Annotated in this window: 18 protein-coding genes; 14 read left to right on the forward strand and 4 right to left on the reverse strand. The window is 68.6% G+C overall.

Annotation, left to right across the window (positions count from 1 at the left end; genetic code table 11):
• The 10 genes from ACFOSH_RS44105 to ACFOSH_RS44150 all read left to right on the forward strand — a co-directional run.
• Positions 1–610 (forward strand): HNH endonuclease signature motif containing protein (locus tag ACFOSH_RS44105; RefSeq protein WP_378247814.1); only part of this gene is annotated, 610 nt, incomplete at its 5' end.
• A 352-nt stretch (positions 611–962) separates the two neighbouring features.
• Entirely contained in the window at positions 963–1,502 is a 540-nt protein-coding gene (locus tag ACFOSH_RS44110; protein WP_378247816.1) for a hypothetical protein, read from the forward strand.
• 116 nt (positions 1,503–1,618) lie between these two features.
• On the forward strand, positions 1,619–3,412 hold the full coding sequence (locus ACFOSH_RS44115) for a UvrD-helicase domain-containing protein (protein WP_378247818.1): 1,794 nt from the start codon (positions 1,619–1,621) through the stop codon (positions 3,410–3,412).
• Positions 3,413–3,482: 70 nt separating this feature from the next.
• Positions 3,483–3,860 carry a DUF1801 domain-containing protein gene (locus tag ACFOSH_RS44120; RefSeq protein WP_378247820.1) on the forward strand — a complete coding sequence of 126 codons (378 nt, stop codon included), beginning with the start codon at positions 3,483–3,485 and terminating at the stop codon, positions 3,858–3,860.
• Positions 3,861–3,888: 28 nt separating this feature from the next.
• On the forward strand, positions 3,889–4,281 hold the full coding sequence (locus ACFOSH_RS44125) for a YchJ family protein (RefSeq protein WP_378247822.1): 393 nt from the start codon (positions 3,889–3,891) through the stop codon (positions 4,279–4,281).
• Between the two features lie 156 nt (positions 4,282–4,437).
• Positions 4,438–7,536: a glycosyl hydrolase 2 galactose-binding domain-containing protein gene (locus tag ACFOSH_RS44130; protein ID WP_378247824.1), complete on the forward strand. Its 3,099-nt coding sequence runs from the start codon at positions 4,438–4,440 to the stop codon at positions 7,534–7,536.
• Positions 7,537–7,653: 117 nt separating this feature from the next.
• Positions 7,654–8,058, forward strand: coding sequence for a helix-turn-helix transcriptional regulator (locus ACFOSH_RS44135; RefSeq protein WP_378247909.1), 405 nt, complete (start codon positions 7,654–7,656; stop codon positions 8,056–8,058).
• 5 nt (positions 8,059–8,063) lie between these two features.
• Entirely contained in the window at positions 8,064–8,459 is a 396-nt protein-coding gene (locus tag ACFOSH_RS44140; RefSeq protein ID WP_378247826.1) for a VOC family protein, read from the forward strand.
• 40 nt (positions 8,460–8,499) lie between these two features.
• Positions 8,500–10,368, forward strand: coding sequence for a Na+/H+ antiporter (locus tag ACFOSH_RS44145; RefSeq protein WP_378247911.1), 1,869 nt, complete (start codon positions 8,500–8,502; stop codon positions 10,366–10,368).
• A 19-nt stretch (positions 10,369–10,387) separates the two neighbouring features.
• Entirely contained in the window at positions 10,388–11,074 is a 687-nt protein-coding gene (locus ACFOSH_RS44150) for a histidine phosphatase family protein (RefSeq protein ID WP_378247828.1), read from the forward strand.
• On the opposite strand, the gene ACFOSH_RS44155 is transcribed toward ACFOSH_RS44150, so the two are convergent.
• The 3 genes from ACFOSH_RS44155 to ACFOSH_RS44165 form a co-directional block, all read right to left on the reverse strand.
• Complete coding sequence (locus tag ACFOSH_RS44155; RefSeq protein WP_378247830.1) at positions 11,037–11,804, reverse strand: ABC transporter permease; 768 nt, start codon at positions 11,802–11,804, stop codon at positions 11,037–11,039. The genes ACFOSH_RS44150 and ACFOSH_RS44155 overlap by 38 nt on opposite strands.
• A gap of 24 nt (positions 11,805–11,828) precedes the next feature.
• The gene (locus ACFOSH_RS44160) at positions 11,829–12,314 is read right to left on the reverse strand and encodes an MmpS family transport accessory protein (RefSeq protein ID WP_378247832.1); all 486 of its coding nucleotides are present in this window, start codon (positions 12,312–12,314) and stop codon (positions 11,829–11,831) included.
• Positions 12,315–12,509: 195 nt separating this feature from the next.
• Positions 12,510–12,914 carry an NUDIX hydrolase gene (locus ACFOSH_RS44165; protein ID WP_378247834.1) on the reverse strand — a complete coding sequence of 135 codons (405 nt, stop codon included), beginning with the start codon at positions 12,912–12,914 and terminating at the stop codon, positions 12,510–12,512.
• Positions 12,915–12,944: 30 nt separating this feature from the next.
• On the opposite strand from ACFOSH_RS44165, the gene ACFOSH_RS44170 reads away from it, so the two are divergent.
• A complete protein-coding gene (locus ACFOSH_RS44170; protein WP_378247836.1) occupies positions 12,945–13,661 on the forward strand; it encodes a DUF6597 domain-containing transcriptional factor in 717 nt (238 codons plus the stop codon).
• Here ACFOSH_RS44170 and ACFOSH_RS44175 read toward each other — a convergent pair.
• A complete protein-coding gene (locus tag ACFOSH_RS44175; RefSeq protein ID WP_378247838.1) occupies positions 13,604–15,091 on the reverse strand; it encodes an FGGY-family carbohydrate kinase in 1,488 nt (495 codons plus the stop codon). The genes ACFOSH_RS44170 and ACFOSH_RS44175 overlap by 58 nt on opposite strands.
• 114 nt (positions 15,092–15,205) lie before the next feature.
• Here ACFOSH_RS44175 and ACFOSH_RS44180 point away from each other — a divergent pair, with 114 nt between their 5' ends.
• From ACFOSH_RS44180 to ACFOSH_RS44190, 3 genes are all read left to right on the forward strand, one after another.
• Positions 15,206–16,186, forward strand: a complete 981-nt coding sequence (locus tag ACFOSH_RS44180) for a LacI family DNA-binding transcriptional regulator (RefSeq protein WP_378247840.1) — start codon at positions 15,206–15,208, stop codon at positions 16,184–16,186.
• 344 nt (positions 16,187–16,530) lie between these two features.
• Positions 16,531–17,112, forward strand: a complete 582-nt coding sequence (locus ACFOSH_RS44185; RefSeq protein ID WP_378247842.1) for a DNA-binding protein — start codon at positions 16,531–16,533, stop codon at positions 17,110–17,112.
• 98 nt (positions 17,113–17,210) lie between these two features.
• Positions 17,211–17,867 (forward strand): RES family NAD+ phosphorylase, encoded by a 657-nt coding sequence (locus tag ACFOSH_RS44190; protein ID WP_020629720.1) that lies wholly within the window; start codon positions 17,211–17,213, stop codon positions 17,865–17,867.
• Positions 17,868–17,922 lie beyond the last annotated feature (55 nt).

Raw genomic sequence — 17,922 nt, forward strand, 5'->3', positions numbered from 1 at the left:
CTACGCGAAGCCCCGCCCGACCGACGAGTTCGGGCAGGCGGATCCGCGGTCCAAGGCTGAGCGTCAGGGTGATGCGTGGGCCGAGCTGCTCGATCTGGCGATCGCGTGCCCGGACCAGCCCGGCACCAGCGGCTACCGAACCCTGGTGCACGTCACCATCGGCCTGGAAGAGCTCAAGTCCGGGATCGGGAAAGCCTGCCTCGACTTCGTCGGCACCATGACCGCCCGCGAGGCACGGATGGCCGCCTGCGACTGCCTCATGCTTCCCGTGGTGATGAACGCGCCCGGTGAGCCGCTGGACGTGGGACGACTGAGACGATTTGTCACCCCCGGCCAGCGGCGAGCGTTGAATATTCGGGATCGGGGTTGTGCGCTCCCGGGGTGTCATCGACGACCCGAGAACTGTCACGTCCCCCATATTCATCACTGGGCAGACGGCGGACCCACAGATCTCCGGAATCTGACCCTGCTCTGCGGTTTTCATCACCGGCTGATCCACCACGGCGACTGGCAAGTCCGCATGGCAGCCGACGGGCTACCGGAGTTCATCCCGCCCCAGTACTTGGATCCGCTACAACGGATCCGGCGCAACACCCTCCAACGCGCCTGAACCCCCGCATGACCCGAGGAGCCCGCCAGCCAACACGGCGACGGGCCCCTCGGCGTGCCTGCAGGCGGGACAGCACCGGCGCAGGAACGGTTACGGGAGCGCGGGACAAACCAACTCCCGATCACCTCGGCACCGCTGTTGATCCATCGAACAGGGGGACGGTTCGCCATTCCCTCCCCGCGGGCAGTCGCGCTGGGTTGGCAACATCGTTCCGCTCGGAACTGTTCAGTACCGGCGAAAAATCGAAGATCGACTGCGCCATTCGGGCGTATTCGCACGGAAGCTCTCGTTCCCTTCTCCTCGCCCGGAGCAAGATCTTCCGTTCCGGACTTGGGAGGGGACGGAACGCATCATGGTGAATCAGCCACGTGGACCGGACGGTCGTTGGGTCAAGTACAAGTTCGGGGCGGGCGCGGTGGCCACGGTGGGAGTGGTCATGGCCGCGACGAGCGGGCTCGGTGGAGGCGGCGCCGCCTCCCTGGATTCCGCCGCGGGTCAAGCTCTCAAAGGCAAGAGCTCCAGTAAGAAATCCGCGCAGAAGGGCCACCATTCCGAGACATGGCAACGTCTGGGCTGGCGCCAGCTCAGGAAAAACGCGAATCGGGAATTGAACTGCGGACCGCATTCCTTCGGTGAAGTCCAGCGGTTCTTCCTGCGTCATCCCTGCGTCGATCTCGATCGCATGATCGTCACCGTCGACGACGGAGCCGGGAACACCATCGCCGTATCCGTCGCGTGGGTGAAGATGCCGAAAGCGAGCGAGGCCGGCGAGCTCAAAAGGCTCATCGACAAGGACGGCACCGGCAATGTCGCGCTCTACGGTGAAGTGCGCCACGGAACTCGTTCACCGGCAAGAACTACGACTCCCGCCTGGCCAAGAAACTGCTCGTGATCGCCGAGTCCGCACCCGCCTCCGGACGACCGAGCGAAGCGACGTTGGAGACCGCCGTCGAAGTCGCCGTCGAGTTTCCCGCACCTTAGATCCCGCCACCGACGGAACGGACCACCGTGAGCAGGAGCGAACACGCCAGAAGGCGGCTCGAAACCCAAGCGAGGCAGCTGCTCGAGAACGCCTTCGACGGCCTGGACTCGCTGCACCGCAATGTCCTCACCGCCCTGCTCAGCCGGACCGGCGTGGGCTGGCGGCTCCTGGTCAAAACAGCGCTGCCGTCGGACGACGGCCGGAGCGCGGACGCGTTCCTGATCGGGCGCACCGGCGTCCTCGCGCTCCTGATCACCGACAGGGGCCCGGACGGCGAGACCGCGAACCAGGTCTTGCGCCACGCGAAGGAACGCTTCGCTGGGATACCCGGTCCGCAGGGCCGTTCCTTGGCCGAGAGCGCGATCCATCTCGTGGTGATCGGCTCGGGCGCGGGCAATCCCCGCCAGGACGGCGTCTACTGGTCGATCACCGAAGCCAGCCTCGACCGGATCTTCCGGCGCGACGCGCTCCACCTCGACAAGCGGCTGGTCGCGCTCATCGCGGAGCAGGCGGAACGACGGCTGCGCGGATACCGTCCGCTGGCCGTCCAGCAGCCGGATCGTGCCCCGGACTCGGCGGGACTGCTGGACGCCGGCGAACTGATCGAAGACCAGCTCGGCGCGGCTCAGCGACGGCCGTTCGATTCCTGGCTCACTTTCCTGCATCCGCAGCAGAACGCGATCGTCAAACGTGACTACTCGGGTCCCGCGCGGATCAGTGGTCCGGCGGGCACCGGCAAGACCGTCGTCGCCCTGCACCGGCTCAGGCATCTGGCCCGGATCAGCACCGGTCCACTGCTGTACACCACCTATGTCCGCTCGCTGCCGCCGGTGATCAAGACGTCCTTCGACCGGCTGGCCCCGGAACTGGACCGGGTGATCAAGGGCCGCGGGATCACGACGTTCGACGGCTACCTCGCGGTCGCCCGCCGGGGCCGGATCCTGCCGCTCACCGCGAGCCAGAAAGAACCCGCCTGGGGCTTGTACGAGCACTACCAGCGAGGACTCGCGAACAAGGACGCGCACGACTACAACGATCTGATTGAACTGGGCCGCGCCGAACTCGTGAAGCGGCCGCTCGAAACGCCGTACGCGGCGGTCGTCGTCGACGAGGTCCAGGACATCCCGCTGTGCGGCCTGCGGCTGCTGCGTGAACTTGCCGGCGACGGCCCGAACAAGCTCTTGCTGGTCGGCGACGGGCAGCAGCAGGTCTACCCCGGTGGGTGGCGGCTGTCCGACGCCGGCATCCCGATCCAGGGCCGCGGAGAGATCCTGAAGGTCAACTACCGCAACCGCGCCGAGGTGCTGGGCTTCGCACAGCGCTTCGACGCGACGAACCGGGTGGACGACCTCGACGGCGCCGACGGGGTCGCCCTGCGCGCGGCCGAATCGGCCAGCGCGGGCGGAACCACCGACACTTGGCGTGGCTCCTCGCGCGCTCTCCCCGGCGCACTGGTCGACGCGGTCCGCGGCCTGCCGGTCCGCCGCGACCATTCGGCGCTGATCGTCTTCCAGCACAAGGATCTGAGCCGGTGCACCGAAATCCTGCGCGAGGCGGGGATCCCCACGCTGGCGCTGGAAAAGTACACCGGCGAGGCCGACGGCAAGCTCAAGGTCGGGACCGTGCACCGCGCCAAGGGACTCGACTTCCAGGCCGTGCTGGCGCTGGAGAGCACCCACGAGAACGTGACCGGGACGCAGGCCGACGAGGAAACCCGTGAGCTGCGCGGCAGGCAGCACCTGGTCGCGGCGACCCGGGCCCGCGACTTCCTCTGGTGGGGCGTGCTCGACGACGGGAACGACAACACAGCCACCGAATAATTTTTTTGTCTTGACAACTTGAACCTTCGGACGGTTAGCTGAGCGCACACCGATCGAAGGGAAACAAGTCATGGCCAAGTTCGCGAACGTCGACGACTACCTCGCCGCCCTGCCCGAGGACCTGCGTGAGGTCGCCACCGCACTGCGCCCGATCGTCAACGCCGCCCTGCCGGGCTCCATCGAGGCGATGTACCACGGCTCCCCCACCTGGAGCGCGGGCGAAGCCGCGGGCAAGAACCTCGTCTGCCTGGTGAAGGCGTACTCCTCCTACGTCACTTTCGCGCTTTGGAAGGGACAGGTCGTCGACGACGAGTCCGGCAGGCTCGAGCCGAGCGCACGGGAGATGGCGCACGTCAAGCTGCGCTCGGTCGAAGACATCGACGCCGACCTGTTCACCGGCTGGCTCAAGCAGGCACGGGACCTCGAAGTCCCCACGACGGCGCGGTGACAGAAGAAGCGGTGACACAATCGGCGGCGTGCCTGCGATCACCGACGAATCCCGTTGCCCATGCGGCCTCGGCGAGCCCTACGGCGCTTGCTGCGGCCGTTTCCACCGGGGAACCGCGGCGGCGCCGACCGCCGAACTCCTGATGCGGTCGCGGTTCAGCGCGTTCGCCGTCGGCGACACCGCGTACCTCACCGAGACCTGGCATCCGAAGACCAGGCCCGCGGACCTCGAACTCGACCCGGGGCAGCGCTGGACGTTTTTGGAGATCCTCGGCAAGACCGGCGGCGGCCTGCTGGAGAACGAGGGCACCGTGGAGTTCCGGGCGCACTACCGGCAGGATCGCCGGCCCGGCAGCATGCACGAGAACAGTGCTTTCGTCCGCGCCGGCGGACAGTGGATCTACGTGGCACCCGTCAGCTGACCGGGCGACCGCGCGCACCGGCCACCGCTGACGAACCCGGTGCAAGGGTCTGGTCCTGACGAGAAGTGGCGGCTACCATCTCCCCCAACATTGTTAGGGAACTTTCTTAACGATTTCCGCCCAGGTCCGCCGCCGTGTGCCCAAGGAGGCGCGCTCGTGAGTTTTCGGCAGAAGAGAACCCGGATCCCATTACTGGCCATGACCGTCACCGCGCTGGCCGCCGCGGTCTGCGGGGTGACCACCGCTCCCGCCGCCACCGGCGCGGAAGTGGCCGTGCCGCTGTCCGTCGGCGCCGCCGCGGGCAACACCAGCCCGATCCCCGGCTTCGCGATCCAGTCCTCGGCACAGGTCAGCGACGACTCGGCGGTGTCGAAGCCGGGCTTCCCCGCCACCGGCTGGTACCCGGTGTCGTCGCGCTCGACGGTCTACGCCGGATTGCTGCAGAACGGCAAGTACGCCGACCCGTTCTACTCGACGAACATGAAGAACGTCCCGACGGCGCAGTTCACCGTGCCGTGGTGGTACCGCACCGACCTGAACCTCGAGGACACCTCGTCGCGGACATATCTCGACTTCAGCGGCGTCCTTTCGAAGGCCGACGTGTGGGTCAACGGCACCAAGATCGCGACGAAGGACCAGGTCAACGGCGCCTACACCCGCCACGACCTGGACATCACCGAGCACGTCCGCCAGGGCGCCAACAGCATCGCGTTCAAGGTCTACCCCAACGATCCCAACAACGACCTCTCGATGGGCTGGATCGACTGGGCGCAGACCCCGCCGGACCAGAACATGGGCATCGTGCGTGACGTCCTCGTCCGGCGCGGCGGCCCGGTGGCGCTGCGCAGCGCCCACGTGGTCCAGAAGCTGAACCCGTCGCTCAGCCACGCCGACCTCACGGTGAAGGCCGACGTCCGCAACGACTCGGCGAACGCGGTGCAGACCACCGTCGCCGGCACGGTCGCGGGCAAGCCGGTCAGCCAGACGGTTTCGCTGGCCGCGAAGGAACGCAAGACCGTCACCTTCCCGGTGGTCGGCCTGGACAACCCGAACCTGTGGTGGCCCGCCGGCATGGGCGGCCAGAACCGGTACGAACTCGACCTGACCGCGAGTGCCGGCGGTACGGCGTCCGACGCCTCGAAGTCGAAGTTCGGTGTCCGTGACGTCAAGGCGACGCTGAACTCCAGCGGCGGACGACAGTACAGCGTCAACGGCAAACCGCTGCTGATCCGCGGCGGCGGCTACACACCGGACCTGTTCCTGCGCTGGAACGAGACCGCGGCGGCCGACAAGCTCAAGTACGTGCTGAACCTCGGGCTCAACACGGTCCGGCTGGAAGGCCACATCGAGCCGGACGAGTTCTTCGACATCGCCGACGACCTGGGCGTGCTGACCATGCCCGGCTGGGAATGCTGCGACAAGTGGGAAGGCCAGGTCAACGGCTCCGAGAAGGGCGAGCCGTGGGTCGAGTCGGACTACCCGATCGCCAAGGCGTCGATGTTCTCGGAGGCCGAGCGCCTGCGTGACCACCCGAGCGTCATCTCCTTCCACATCGGCAGTGACTTCGCGCCGGACAAGCGGATCGAGCAGGGCTACCTCGACGCGATGAAGGCCGCCGACTTCCAGCCGCCGGTGATCCCGGCGGCGTCGGCGAGGCCGTCCCCGATCACCGGCGCGTCCGGGATGAAGATGAACGGCCCGTACGACTACGTGCCGCCGGTGTACTGGTACGACAAGTCGCAAAAGGACCGTGGCGGCGCGTGGAGCTTCAACTCCGAGACCAGCGCCGGCGTCGACATCCCGACGATGGACACCCTGAAGCGGATGATGTCGGCCAGTGAACTCGAAACGATGTGGAAGAACCCGTCTGCCGCGCAGTACCACCGCTCGTCCTCCGAGACCTTCGGCAACCTGAAGCTGTTCGGCAACGCCCTCACCAAGCGCTACGGCGCTCCGGCGGACCTGACCGACTTCGTGCGGAAGTCGCAGCTCGCGCAGTACGAGAACGTCCGGGCGGAATTCGAGTCCCACTCCCGCAACTACACGGACTCGACCAACCCGTCGACCGGGTTGATCTACTGGATGCTCAACAGCCCGTGGACTTCGCTGCACTGGCAGCTGTTCGACGCCTACATGGACCAGAACGGCGCGTACTACGGTGCGAAGAAGGCCAACGAGCCGCTGCACATCCAGTACTCGCACGACAATCGCTCGGTCGTGGTGATCAACCAGACGTCGAACGCGGCGAGCGGGCTGACCGCGACCACGAAGCTGTACAACCTCGACGGAACCGAGAAGTACAGCAACACCAAGACCGGGCTTTCGGTCGGCGCGCTGGGTGCCAAGTCCACCGCGGTCACCGTCCCGGCGGTGAGCGGGCTTTCGACGACCTACCTGGCGAAGCTGGTGCTCACCGACTCGTCCGGCAAGGAGGTCAGCCGGAACGTGTACTGGCTGTCCACCAAGGCGGACACGCTGAACTGGGGCGGCAGCGACTGGTACTACACGCCGCAGTCGGCCTACGCCGATCTGTCCGGGCTTAAGAACCTTGGCCAGTCCACCGTCAGCGCGACGGCGAAGTCGGCCGCCGGGTCCGACGGCACCACCACGACGACGGTGACGCTGAAGAACACCTCGAGCGGCAAGCTCCCGGCGTTCTACGTCGACTCGAAGGTCGTGGACGCCGCTGGAAAGCCGGTGCTCCCGGTGGAGTGGAACGACAACGCGGTGAGCCTTTGGCCGGGTGAAACGACCACGCTGACCGCGAAGTACCGCACGGCCGACCTCAAGGGTTCCAAGCCTTCGGTGCGGGTCTCGGGCTGGAACACCGGCACGCAGACCGTTCCGGCCGACGGCTCGGGCCCCGGTCCGAACAACCCGGTCGACTACCAGGCTGAAGACGCCACGGTCGTCCAGGGCGCGGTGGAGTCCAACCACGCCGGGTTCACCGGCAGCGGGTTCGTCAACTACGACAACGTGGCGGGCAGCTCGGTCGAGTGGACGGTCAACGTCCCGGCGGCGGGCACCTACGACGTCGTCGTCCGGTACGCCAACGGGACGACGGCCGACCGGCCGCTGGACTTCTCCGTCAACGGCTCGATCAGCGCGTCGGGTGTCGGCTTCGGCGGCACCGGCGCCTGGCCGAACTGGACGACCAGGACCGTCAAGATGGCCTTGGCGGCGGGGGCGAACAAGATCAAGGCGGTCGCCACCACGGCGAACGGCGGCCCCAACGTCGACAAGATCACCGTCTAGCACGCGAGAGAGGCCCCTTCGTCACCCGGCGAAGGGGCCTTTTCCCGTTCCGGCGTGGGTTACGCTTTCCGGGTGACCGGACAGCGTGACCCAGGCCCGCGCCTGCGCGACCTCGCGATGCTGCGACGTGTCCGCGACCGGATCGATCGCGACTACGCGCAACCGCTGGACGTCGAGGCGCTTGCACGCGGCGTGCACGTCTCGGCCGGGCACCTGAGCCGCGAGTTCCGCGCCGCGTACGGCGAATCGCCCTACAGCTACCTGATGACCCGCCGGATCGAGCGGGCCATGATGCTGCTGCGGCGCGGGGACATGTCGGTCACCGAGGTCTGCTTCGACGTCGGTTTCTCGTCGCTGGGCACCTTCAGCACACGGTTCTCCGAGCTGGTCGGCATCTCGCCGAGCACCTACCGCAAGCAAGCGGCGGAAGAGGGCCGCGGCATGCCCGGCTGCGTCGTCAAACAGGTCATGCGACCGATCAGGAATAGAGAAGCGGCCTCCCCGCGCCCCGACCTACCTTGAGTCGCATGATCCTCTCGATTCACGCGTCCTTCCTCCCCGCCGACGATCTCGAGGCTTCCCTTTCCTTCTATCGCGACATCCTGGGCTTCGAGATACGTGACGACGGCCCGCACCGGGCCACCGTCGGACCGCCCGGGCAGCCGGGGACGTCGCTCGTGCTCCATTCCCCGGCCGCCGGTCCGGAGATCACCGACGAGGAACGCGCCACGGTCGCCGAACTGATGACCAAAGGCACCTACGGGGCCATCTTGCTGTCCACTTCGGACCTGATCGAGACCTTCGACCGGATCCAGGCGACCGGCGCCGACGTCGTCCAGGAGCCGCTCAAGCAGCCTTACGGCGCCTTCGACTGCGCGTTCCGCGACCCGGCGGGCAACCTGGTGCGGATCGAACAGCGCTAGCCGGGCCTCGGTGCGCGCGCACCGGGGCTCTCGGGTGATGATGAGCGGCGTGGAGATCGCGGTAGAACTCGTGGCACTGGTGGTGGCCGTCCTCCTGGTCACCGCCGCGGCGCGGAAACTCGACTGGTCGGCGCCCCTGTGCCTGATCGCGGTCGGGGTCGTCGCCTCGTACATCCCGGGGGTCCCGGAGTACGAACTGGACCCGGAGGTCGTCCTGCTGGGGTTGCTGCCCCCGCTGTTGTACGCGACCGCGATCCGCACGTCGCTGATCGACTTCCGCCGCAATCGCGGGCCGATCCTGCTGCTGTCGGTGGGGCTCGTCATCTTCACCACGGCCGCGGTCGGCGTCGTGGCGTGGCTGGTGATCCCCGGTCTGCCGCTCGCCGCCGGGCTCGCGATCGGCGCGGTGGTGGCCCCGCCCGACGCGGTCGCGGCCACCGCCGTCGCCCGCAAGGTCGGGATGCCGCGCAAGCTGACCAGGCTGCTGGAGGGCGAAAGCCTGTTCAACGACGCGGCCGCGCTGGTCGCGTTGCGGACCGCCATCGCGGCCATCGCGGGCTCGGTGAGCCTGCTGCAGGTGGGCGGGGACTTCCTGCTGGCCGCGGGCGGCGGCCTGGTGATCGGCTTCGCCGTCGGCGCGCTCGGCGCGCTGATCCGCACCCGCCTCGAAGATCCGGTCACCGACACCGCGCTTTCGCTGGTGGTCCCGTTCGTCGCCTATCTGGCCGCCGAAGCCATCCACGGTTCCGGCGTGATCTCCGTGGTCGTCGCGGGGCTGATCCTCGGGCACAAGGCGCCGAGCATGCTCTCGGGCCGCTCGCGGCTGGCCAGCAGGCTGAACTGGCAGACCATCCAGTTCCTGCTGGAGAACATCGTCTTCCTGCTGATCGGCCTGCAGGTCCGCCGGATCATGACCGAGGTCGGCGACAGCGGGCTGAGCGCGCTCGAACTGGTCCTGATCTGCGCCGCCACCCTGGCCGCGACCATCGTCTCCCGGATCATCTGGATGGTGGGTATCGGCCTGGCGCGGCGGACTTTCCGCCGTCACGCCTGGCCGTGGCGGTACTCGGCGGTGATCGCCTGGGCGGGGATGCGCGGGGTGGTCACGCTCGCGGCGGCGTTCGTGCTGCCCGCGGACACTCCGCAGCGGGCCGTGCTGGTGCTGGTCGCGTTCGTCGTGGTGGCGGGAACGCTGCTGCTGCACGGGACGACGCTGCCGGTCCTGGTCCGGCGGCTGAAACTGCCGCCGCCCGACCCCGCCGAGGACGCGCTGCAGGAGGCGGCCGTGCTCAACAACATGACCCGGGCCGCGCTCGACGAACTGGAGAAGATCCGGACCGCCGACGATCCGGACGACATCGTCGAACGCCTGCGCAGCCGGCTCCAGCACCGCTCGGACTCGGCTTGGGAGGAGCTCGGCAGGCAGAGCGCCCTGACCGAAACGCCGAGCGACGCCTACCGGCGCCTGCGGATGAGACTGCTCGAAGTCGAACGGGAGAAGTTTCTGGAGGCGCGCGACTCCGGGATGGCCGATGATGATGTCCTGCGCCGGATCCTCGAACGCCTCGACATCGAGGAATCCATGCTGGACAGGGAGGAGGAGACCGTGCCGGACTCCGATCGGGAACTGCGCACCCCCGCCGCGACGGCGGGATCCTGCAAGCATCTGACCAAGGACTGGCCCGCTGTCGAGATCGGTTCGCCCGACGTCTGCGCCGTCTGCGTCGAGAACGGGATGACCTGGGTGCACCTGCGCGAATGCGTCAAATGCGGGAACGTCGCCTGCTGCGACTCCTCACCGGGCAAGCACGCGACCGAGCATTTCCACGAGACCCTGCACCCGGTGATGCGCAGCCACGAGCCCGGTGAGACCTGGCGCTGGTGTTTCGTGGACAAACAGCTGGGCTAGCTGGGTATCGTCGGCGGTCATGAGCACCCCTGAGCAGGAAGTCGAATACCGTCAGCACCGGTTCTCTCCCCCGCCCGGCGCGACCGAGATCTTCCTTGTCCGCCACGGCGAATCGGCCCCGGCGAAGGGCGACGCACCGTTCGACCTCGTCGACGGGCAGGCCGATCCGGACCTCGCGCCGGACGGCCGCGACCACGCCGAGCGGGTCGGCCGCCGGCTGGCGGACGAGCGGATCGCCGCCCTGTACGTGACGACGCTGCGCCGGACGTCGCAGACAGCGGCACCGCTGGCGGCGAAGCTCGGGCTCACGCCGGAGGTCGAAGCCGACCTACGGGAGATCCATCTCGGGGATTGGGAGAACGGGCTCTTCCGGCGCTACACCCACGAAGGTCACCCGATCGTCGAGCGGCTTTGGCGGGAACAGCGCTGGGACGTCATCCCGAGCGCGGAGTCGATGGAGTCGTTCGGCGGCCGGATCAAGGCGGCCATCGGCAGGCTCGCGGCGGCCAACCCGGACCGGCGGATCGCGGTGTTCACCCACGGCGGCGTCATCGGTGAGGTCTTCGCGCAGGCCGGCGCCGCGGGGAACCGGTTCGCGTTCCTCGGGGCGGACAACGGCTCGATCTCCCACCTGGTGGTTTCGGGCGAAGACTGGATGGTGCGACGGTTCAACGACACGTCACATCTTCAGTCGCCTTTCGGCTGATCCGGCCCGCCGCGACCAGGTGCACGGCGACCAAGACCGCGACGGCCTCCGCGGCCAGCAGCCCGATGAGCACGAGCACCTGGGTCACCCCGGCCTGCAGCGGCCCGGCGCCACCGAGGAGGACACCGACGTAGGCGCCGGGCAGGGTCACCAGGCCGACCGTCCGCGTCTGGTCGAGCGCGGGGATCAGCGCGTGCCCCGCCGAGGGGCGGCAGATCTCCAGCGCGGCCGGGCGGCGGAGGAATCCCAGCGCCAGCGCGGCTTCGTACTCGCCGTGCCGGGACACGAGTTCGTCCAGCGCTCGCCTCGCCGCCTGGGAGGTCGCGGACATCGCGCCACCGATGACGATCCCGGCGATCGGCACGATCGCGATGGGCCGCCACGGGACCACCCCGGTCGCGAGCACGAGCGTCAGCACCGGCACCACACCGGACGCGATGGCGAGCGCGACCCACGCCAGATCCTTCGCCACGCCGATCCGGCGCGCGGAAGTGACCGTGGCGATCGTGAACATCAGCAGCACGAACCCGCCGGTCAGCCAGCCCGACTTCAGGATCCCGACGATCACCAGCGAGACGGCGGCGAGCTGCACGACGGCGCGCGCGGCCGCGAACAGCACTGCCTTGCCCTGCCCCAGCTGCCCGAACTGCACCACCGCCGCGCCGAAGATCGCCAGCACGGCGAGGACAACGGCGAGCACCGGGCCGAAAGCGATCGCACCATCCGTCACGCGGATGATCCTGCCGCAGACCCACTAGGAAGTGCAGGTCACCGGCGCGCCCGGGGCGGGGGCTGCGCGGTCGCTGACGACCTCGCCGTCGACGAGGATCCGGCACCGCAGCGCGCCGCTACCCGAGCCCTGCGCGGAGAGGCTGTAGAACTCGTCGCGCCCTTCCTGGCTCGCGCGCTCGAAGGTGGTGCTCCACGGCGCCGTCACCTCGGTCTTCTGCATGAGCTCTGAGCCCTGCGCGACGTAGGTGACGTTCTGAGCGCCCTTCGCACCGGAAAGTTCGTAGACGACCGAGTGCGTCACGGCCCGCACGGCGGCCGCGGCCTGTTCGACCCGCGGGGCGGGCGGACTCTGCACCGGACGGGAGGCCTTCGGCAGTACGTAACCGGTCAGGGTGACGGCGACGGCCATCACCCCCAGCACGACCACGACGGTCCCCAGCGGCTTCAGCCTGCCGGGGGCACCCTGCCCCGGCGCCGATGCCGGAGGGGTCGCGGTGGGAACACCCATGGAGAGGTCTTCTCTCGTCCGAGCGCACTTCCGTCGAGTGCGTCGACTACTTCTCGCTCGAAAGTGACTCCGCGTTAGCCGTTATCGGGAAGAAACCCGATATTCACCCTTTTGGGTGTCCCCGTGACTGCAGAGTGCCTGGTCAAAGGGCGGTTGGCGTAAACACAGTGAGCCGAACAGCTCACTTTGAGTGATCTAATCGACGAGATCCGCGTCGGCGAGCATCCCGAGCATCCGCCGCCCCGCCGGCGGGCAACGATGGGCGTCGGCCGAGGAGAGCCAGGCGGACTCCGCGATCTCCCTGCCCGGCGCGGGCTCGCCGTGATGCTCGGCCGTGTAGCAGGTCATCCGGACGCGGCGGCCGTCCGCGTAGCCGTCGGCCTGCTCGTTCAGCACCGCGAAGAAGCGGAAGCTCCGCGGGTCGAGTTCGACGCCGAGTTCCTCCCTGATCTCCCGGCACAGCCCGCCGACATCGCCTTCCCCTGGCTCGCGTTTGCCTCCGGGCAGGTAGAACTTGGCCTTCCCCTCGGTCCGCACCGACAGCAGACGGCGGTCGCGGACGTGGATCCAGGCCAGTGAATCGATCTCTGCTTCGGACACGGTCCGATTCTGTCGTAGCCCGGGGGCATCATGGCAACCGTGTATCGGGAGACGACGGCACCCGGCGGGTTGCGGGACGTGGTGCGCTGCCTGTGGGAGGACACGGGCCAGGCGCCGAAGCGGATCGTGCCCGACGGCTGTGTCGACCTGGTGGACTGCGGCGGCGAGGTCTTCGTCGCGGGGCCGGACACCACGGCCTGGACCTGGGAGACGCCGCCCGGCGCCCGGGTCCGCGGCGTGCGGTTCGCCCCCGGCGGCGCGGGCGGTGTCCTGGGGCTGGGCGCCGACGAGCTGCGCGATCAGCGTGTCCCCCTCGGCGACCTGTGGGGCAGGGAAGGCGAACTGCTGACCGAGCGGGTGCTCCGCGGCGCCGCCTCGCTGGCGGACGTCGTCGCGGAACGCCGAACCGGACGGCCGGACGGGGAGATCTCGGAGCTGATCGCCAGGCTCGACGGCGGAGTCCCCCGGGTTGCCGCCGCGCTGGAGCGGTTCACGACCGGGGAACGGCAGTTGCGGCGGCGGTTCACCCTAGCGGTCGGCTACGGCCCGGCGACCTACCTGCGCGTCACCCGATTCCAGCGTGCCATCCGCCTCGCGGGGACGGCGCCCGATCTCGCCTCGCTGGCGTTCTCGGCGGGCTACGCCGATCAAGCCCATCTGAGCCGGGATTGCCGGGAATTCGCCGGGGTTCAGGCCAGGGAGTTCTTCCGCGCCAAAAAGTGCGAGATGTCCACTGTGGACCGATAAAGGGCACGGTAGTGCGGATAGAACTCGTCGTAGACATCGGCGTCCGCGCCGGGGCGGACGATCTCGGTGACCGGGTTCCAGGCTTCGATATCCGGTTCCCGCCCCAGGGCGAAGGAGGCGAGAACGGCGTCACCGAACGCGGCACCGATGGTTTCCGCGGGGATCTCCTGCTCGATCCGCGCGACGTCGCTGACGATGCGTGTCCACACGCCGCCCCGCGTCCCGCCACCGACGGCGACGAACCGGCGGGTGCCGCCACCGGCTTCCCGCATGGCCTCGAGGTTGTGCCGCACCCCGAACGCGGTGCCTTCCAGCGCCGCGCGGTACAGCTCGGCACGGCCGTGGGACGTGGTGAGCCCGGCGATGACGCCGCGCGCGTCCGGATCCGGTATCGGTGTCCGCTCTCCGGCGAAGTACGGCAGCATCAGCAAGCCGCGGCTGCCTGCCGGGACGTCGCCCGCCGCCGCGGCCAGTTCCCCGAACTCCCCGCCGAAGAGTTCGCGCAGCCAGTCGGTGATCGCGCCGGACGTGGCCATGCCCGCGGCCAGTGAATAGGTACCGGGGAACGCGCCGCGGGTCGTCCACAACCCCGGGCCGGGGCGAGGATCGGAGAGCGTCTGGATCAGGAACATCGTGGTGCCGTACATGAGCATCGTGTCCCCGGGCGCGACGACACCGACGCTGGTCGCCTCCGCCCAGGCGTCCACCGTGCCCGCCGTCACCGGGATCCCTTGCGGCAGGCCGGTTTCCGCCGCCGCCTCGGCGGTGACCGAGCCGACCACCTCGGTCGGCCACGCGAGCCTGGGCAGCTCGACGCCGGGAGCGACCGCGGCGGCCCGGTCCGGCGCCCACCGGGCCTCGCGCAGGTCGTACATCGGGTCGCACTGGCTCGCGGAATGATGATCGAGGACGTATTCACCGGTCAGCCTCAGCACGAGGAACGAACTCGCCATCAGGAACAGCCGCGACCGTGCGAACACCTCCGGTTCGTTCTTGGCCAGCCAGCGCCATTTCGGCCCGATGGCCTGCGAGCCGAGCGCGCTCCCACCACGTTCCACAATGGATTCTTCGCCGAGTTCCCGGTTCAACTCACGGATTTCGTCATGTGCGCGGGTGTCGACGCCGTAAAGGATCGCCGGGCGCAACGGTTTCCCGGAATCGTCCGCGGGAAGGAGCACCGGACCGATCCCGCTGACCGACACTCCGATGATGGGATGATCCCCGGCTCCTGCCGAGAGTTCCCTTGCCAGTACCAGGAAGTCCCGCCACCACACGGCTTCGGCGTCGTGCTCGAACCAGCCGGGGCGAGGCCGTGAGGTATCGTGCGGACGGGATGCTCGTGCCACCACGGTGCCCTGGGAATCGACGAGGACACCTTTGGAACTCGAGGTGCCGATGTCGATGCCGAGCACCAGACCCGGGTCGCCCACGGCACCCCCGAACTTTCAAGCGCGAGTAGCGCGATCAGCGGATGGTAACGATTGTCGGTCAAGCTATTCTTCCCGTGCGAAGGTGTCAAGACACCTGCAGAAGGGGAGGTCACGGTGGCCACCATCAACGACGTGGCGGCGAAGGCCGGGGTTTCGACGGCGACCGTGTCGAGGACGCTCAACGGTAAGTCCACTGTGGACCCGATTCTCGCGGCACGGGTACAGGCCGCCGCCGCGGAATTGGGATATCACCCGAACGGGCTCGCGCGAAATCTGCGCCGTCAGGAAACCGCGGTTCTCGCGCTCATCATCTCCGACGTGGAGAACCCGTTCTTCACCGCGATCGCCCGCGGTGTGGAGGACATCGCGCAGACCGCGGGCTACTCGGTGGTGCTGTGCAACGCCGACGACAACGAGGAGAAGGAACGGCGCTACATCGACGTCGCCCTCCAGGAACGCGTCGCCGGCGTGGTGCTCTCCCCCACCGGCCGGGCCACCAACGTCGACAGGCTGACCGAACGGGGCACACCCGTGGTCGCCGTCGACAGGCCACTGCTGGAGAACACCGGCGACCAGGTGCTGGTCGACACCCGGCTCGCCGCCCGCGACGCGACGCGGCACCTGCTCGACGGCGGATACCGGCGGGTCGCCTGCGTCAGCGGGCCGCCCGGGGTGCGCACGGCCGAAGACCGGCTGGCGGGCTACACCGACGCCGTCGGCGCGGAGAACGCGCTTACCCGGCGTGCCGAGTTCCGCGCCGAGGGCGGCAGGCTCGCCGCACTCAGCCTGCTCGACGAGCCCGAGCCGCCGGACGCGCTGCTCGTCGGCAACAGCACGATGGCGATCGGTGTCCTGGAGGCGCTGGCCTCGCGTGGCCTGCGGTCGGGACAGGACGTGGGGATCGTGTCGTTCGACGACGCGCCGTGGACGACGCTGATCGATCCGCCGCTGACCGTGGTCGCGCAGCCCGCGAACGAGGTCGGCAGGGTCGCCGCCGAGCTGCTGCTCGCCCGGATCGGCGACAGCAAGCGCAAGGCCACGACGACCACACTGCAGGCGAAGCTGATCGTGCGCCGCAGTTCGCGGCGCGACTGACGGCGTCCGATTTCGGAGATCCCGGATGCACGACGTGCCTGGGCGACCGGTTCGCACCGGCCGCCCAGGAACGCCCCACCCCCTTGTTCCCCCAAGCCGGCCCCATGCCAGCCGGGTTCTCCGAAGCGGTGGGAAGAAATCGATTACCTTTCGGAAGGTAAATTCCCTCCTACGACCTGTCAAGCCGAGTGTCTGGACAAGCTCGCCCGATACGGGCACACTGTTGCGATATTGCCTACTGCGCGTGTGTGATTCCGTGCACTCTGTGTTCGTCTCTGGTGAATTCCCCCACGAAACCGAGATGAGACCGCACGAACCCGCACAAACGCGTTACTCTAGGCGCTATGTCGATAGCGCTCGAGAACGTCCTCGCCAAGGCGGGCCTGAAGGTCGACGCCGACGAGTTCCTGACCCTCGTCGAGGACGCCGCGCGGAGGCTTTCGCCGCCCAACCCCGACCCGTCGCACTACTTCTCGGCGGACCAGCGGGCCGCGCTCACCGACGTCGGCCTGGACCTCTCCCCCCGCAGCGAGGACGAACCGGACTTCCGTGCCCGCACGGTCGCCGCGCACGCCGTGCTCGCCGATTCGGCGCTGAGCGTGCTGGAGGCGGCGAAAGCACTCGGCGTGGACGACAGCCGCATCCGCCACCGCCTGAAGGAGGGCAGGCTCACCGGCTGGAAGGACCAGGGCTGGCGGCTGCCTTCCTGGCAGTTCACCGGCTCCGGGGTGCTGCCCGGCCTGGAGGTCGTGTTGCGCGCCGTCCCCGAGGACCAGCCCGCGCTCGTCGTCGCCGCGTTCATGAGTACTCCGCAGGCCGATCTGGTGATCAACGAGCACCCCGCCACCCCGCGGCAGTGGCTGCTCTCCGGCGGAGATCCCGAACATGTTGCAAGACTGGTGGCCACGCTGGGCTCCCCGTTCTAAGGTGTTCTGCCCGACGACGGAAAATTTCAGTCGGGGGTAGGCCGTAGGCTGACCCCATCGAGCAAGATCACCCGACAAGGACGGACGACTCCCGAGGTATGGCCCGGCTCCCCCTGCCGCCCGCGCGCTCTGTCCTGGTCAAGGAGCTGCACCGCACCAACGACGTGGTGACGGTGCATCCCGGCACCAGGCTGGTCAGGATCTTCACCGCGCACGGCAACCACCCCCAGCAGTGGAACACGTTCCGCTACAGCGGTCCGCTCCCGCACGGCCGTTTCGACCCGCAGACGCCGGGTCGCGGCGGCCGCCCGGTCACCGACCCCGGCAACGGCGTCCTGTACTTCGGCCTCACCGTGCGCACCAGCATCGCGGAGGTCTTCCAGACCACGTCGACGGTCGACCGCAAATCCCGCGGTCCCCGCCTGGTCGTCGTCCGGCCGACCCGCACCCTGCGGCTGCTCGACCTCGCCGGCCTGTGGCCGACCCGCGTCGGCGCCTCGCAGGAGATCTCCAGCGGGCCGAAGAAGATCACGCAAGCCTGGGCTCGCGCCATCCGCGCCGCCTTCGGCGACCTCGACGGTGTCTGGTACCGGTCGTCCATGGACTCCGGCGGCCCCGCGCTCGCGCTGTGGGATCCGCCCGCCGGGAACTCGCTGCCGGTCGCGCCGGACGTACTCCTCCCCCTGGACCACCCGGGGCTCGACGTCCCGCTGGGCCGGGTGTGCGAAGAGCTGAACTACACGCTGCTCAGCTGAGAGATGTTATGAATGGGACTTTCATCGCAAATTTTGCGATGAAAGTCCCCTTCAT

Origin of the sequence: Amycolatopsis speibonae (assembly GCF_042647925.1) — a bacterium.
Classification (GTDB): Bacteria; Actinomycetota; Actinomycetes; order Mycobacteriales; family Pseudonocardiaceae; genus Amycolatopsis; species Amycolatopsis speibonae.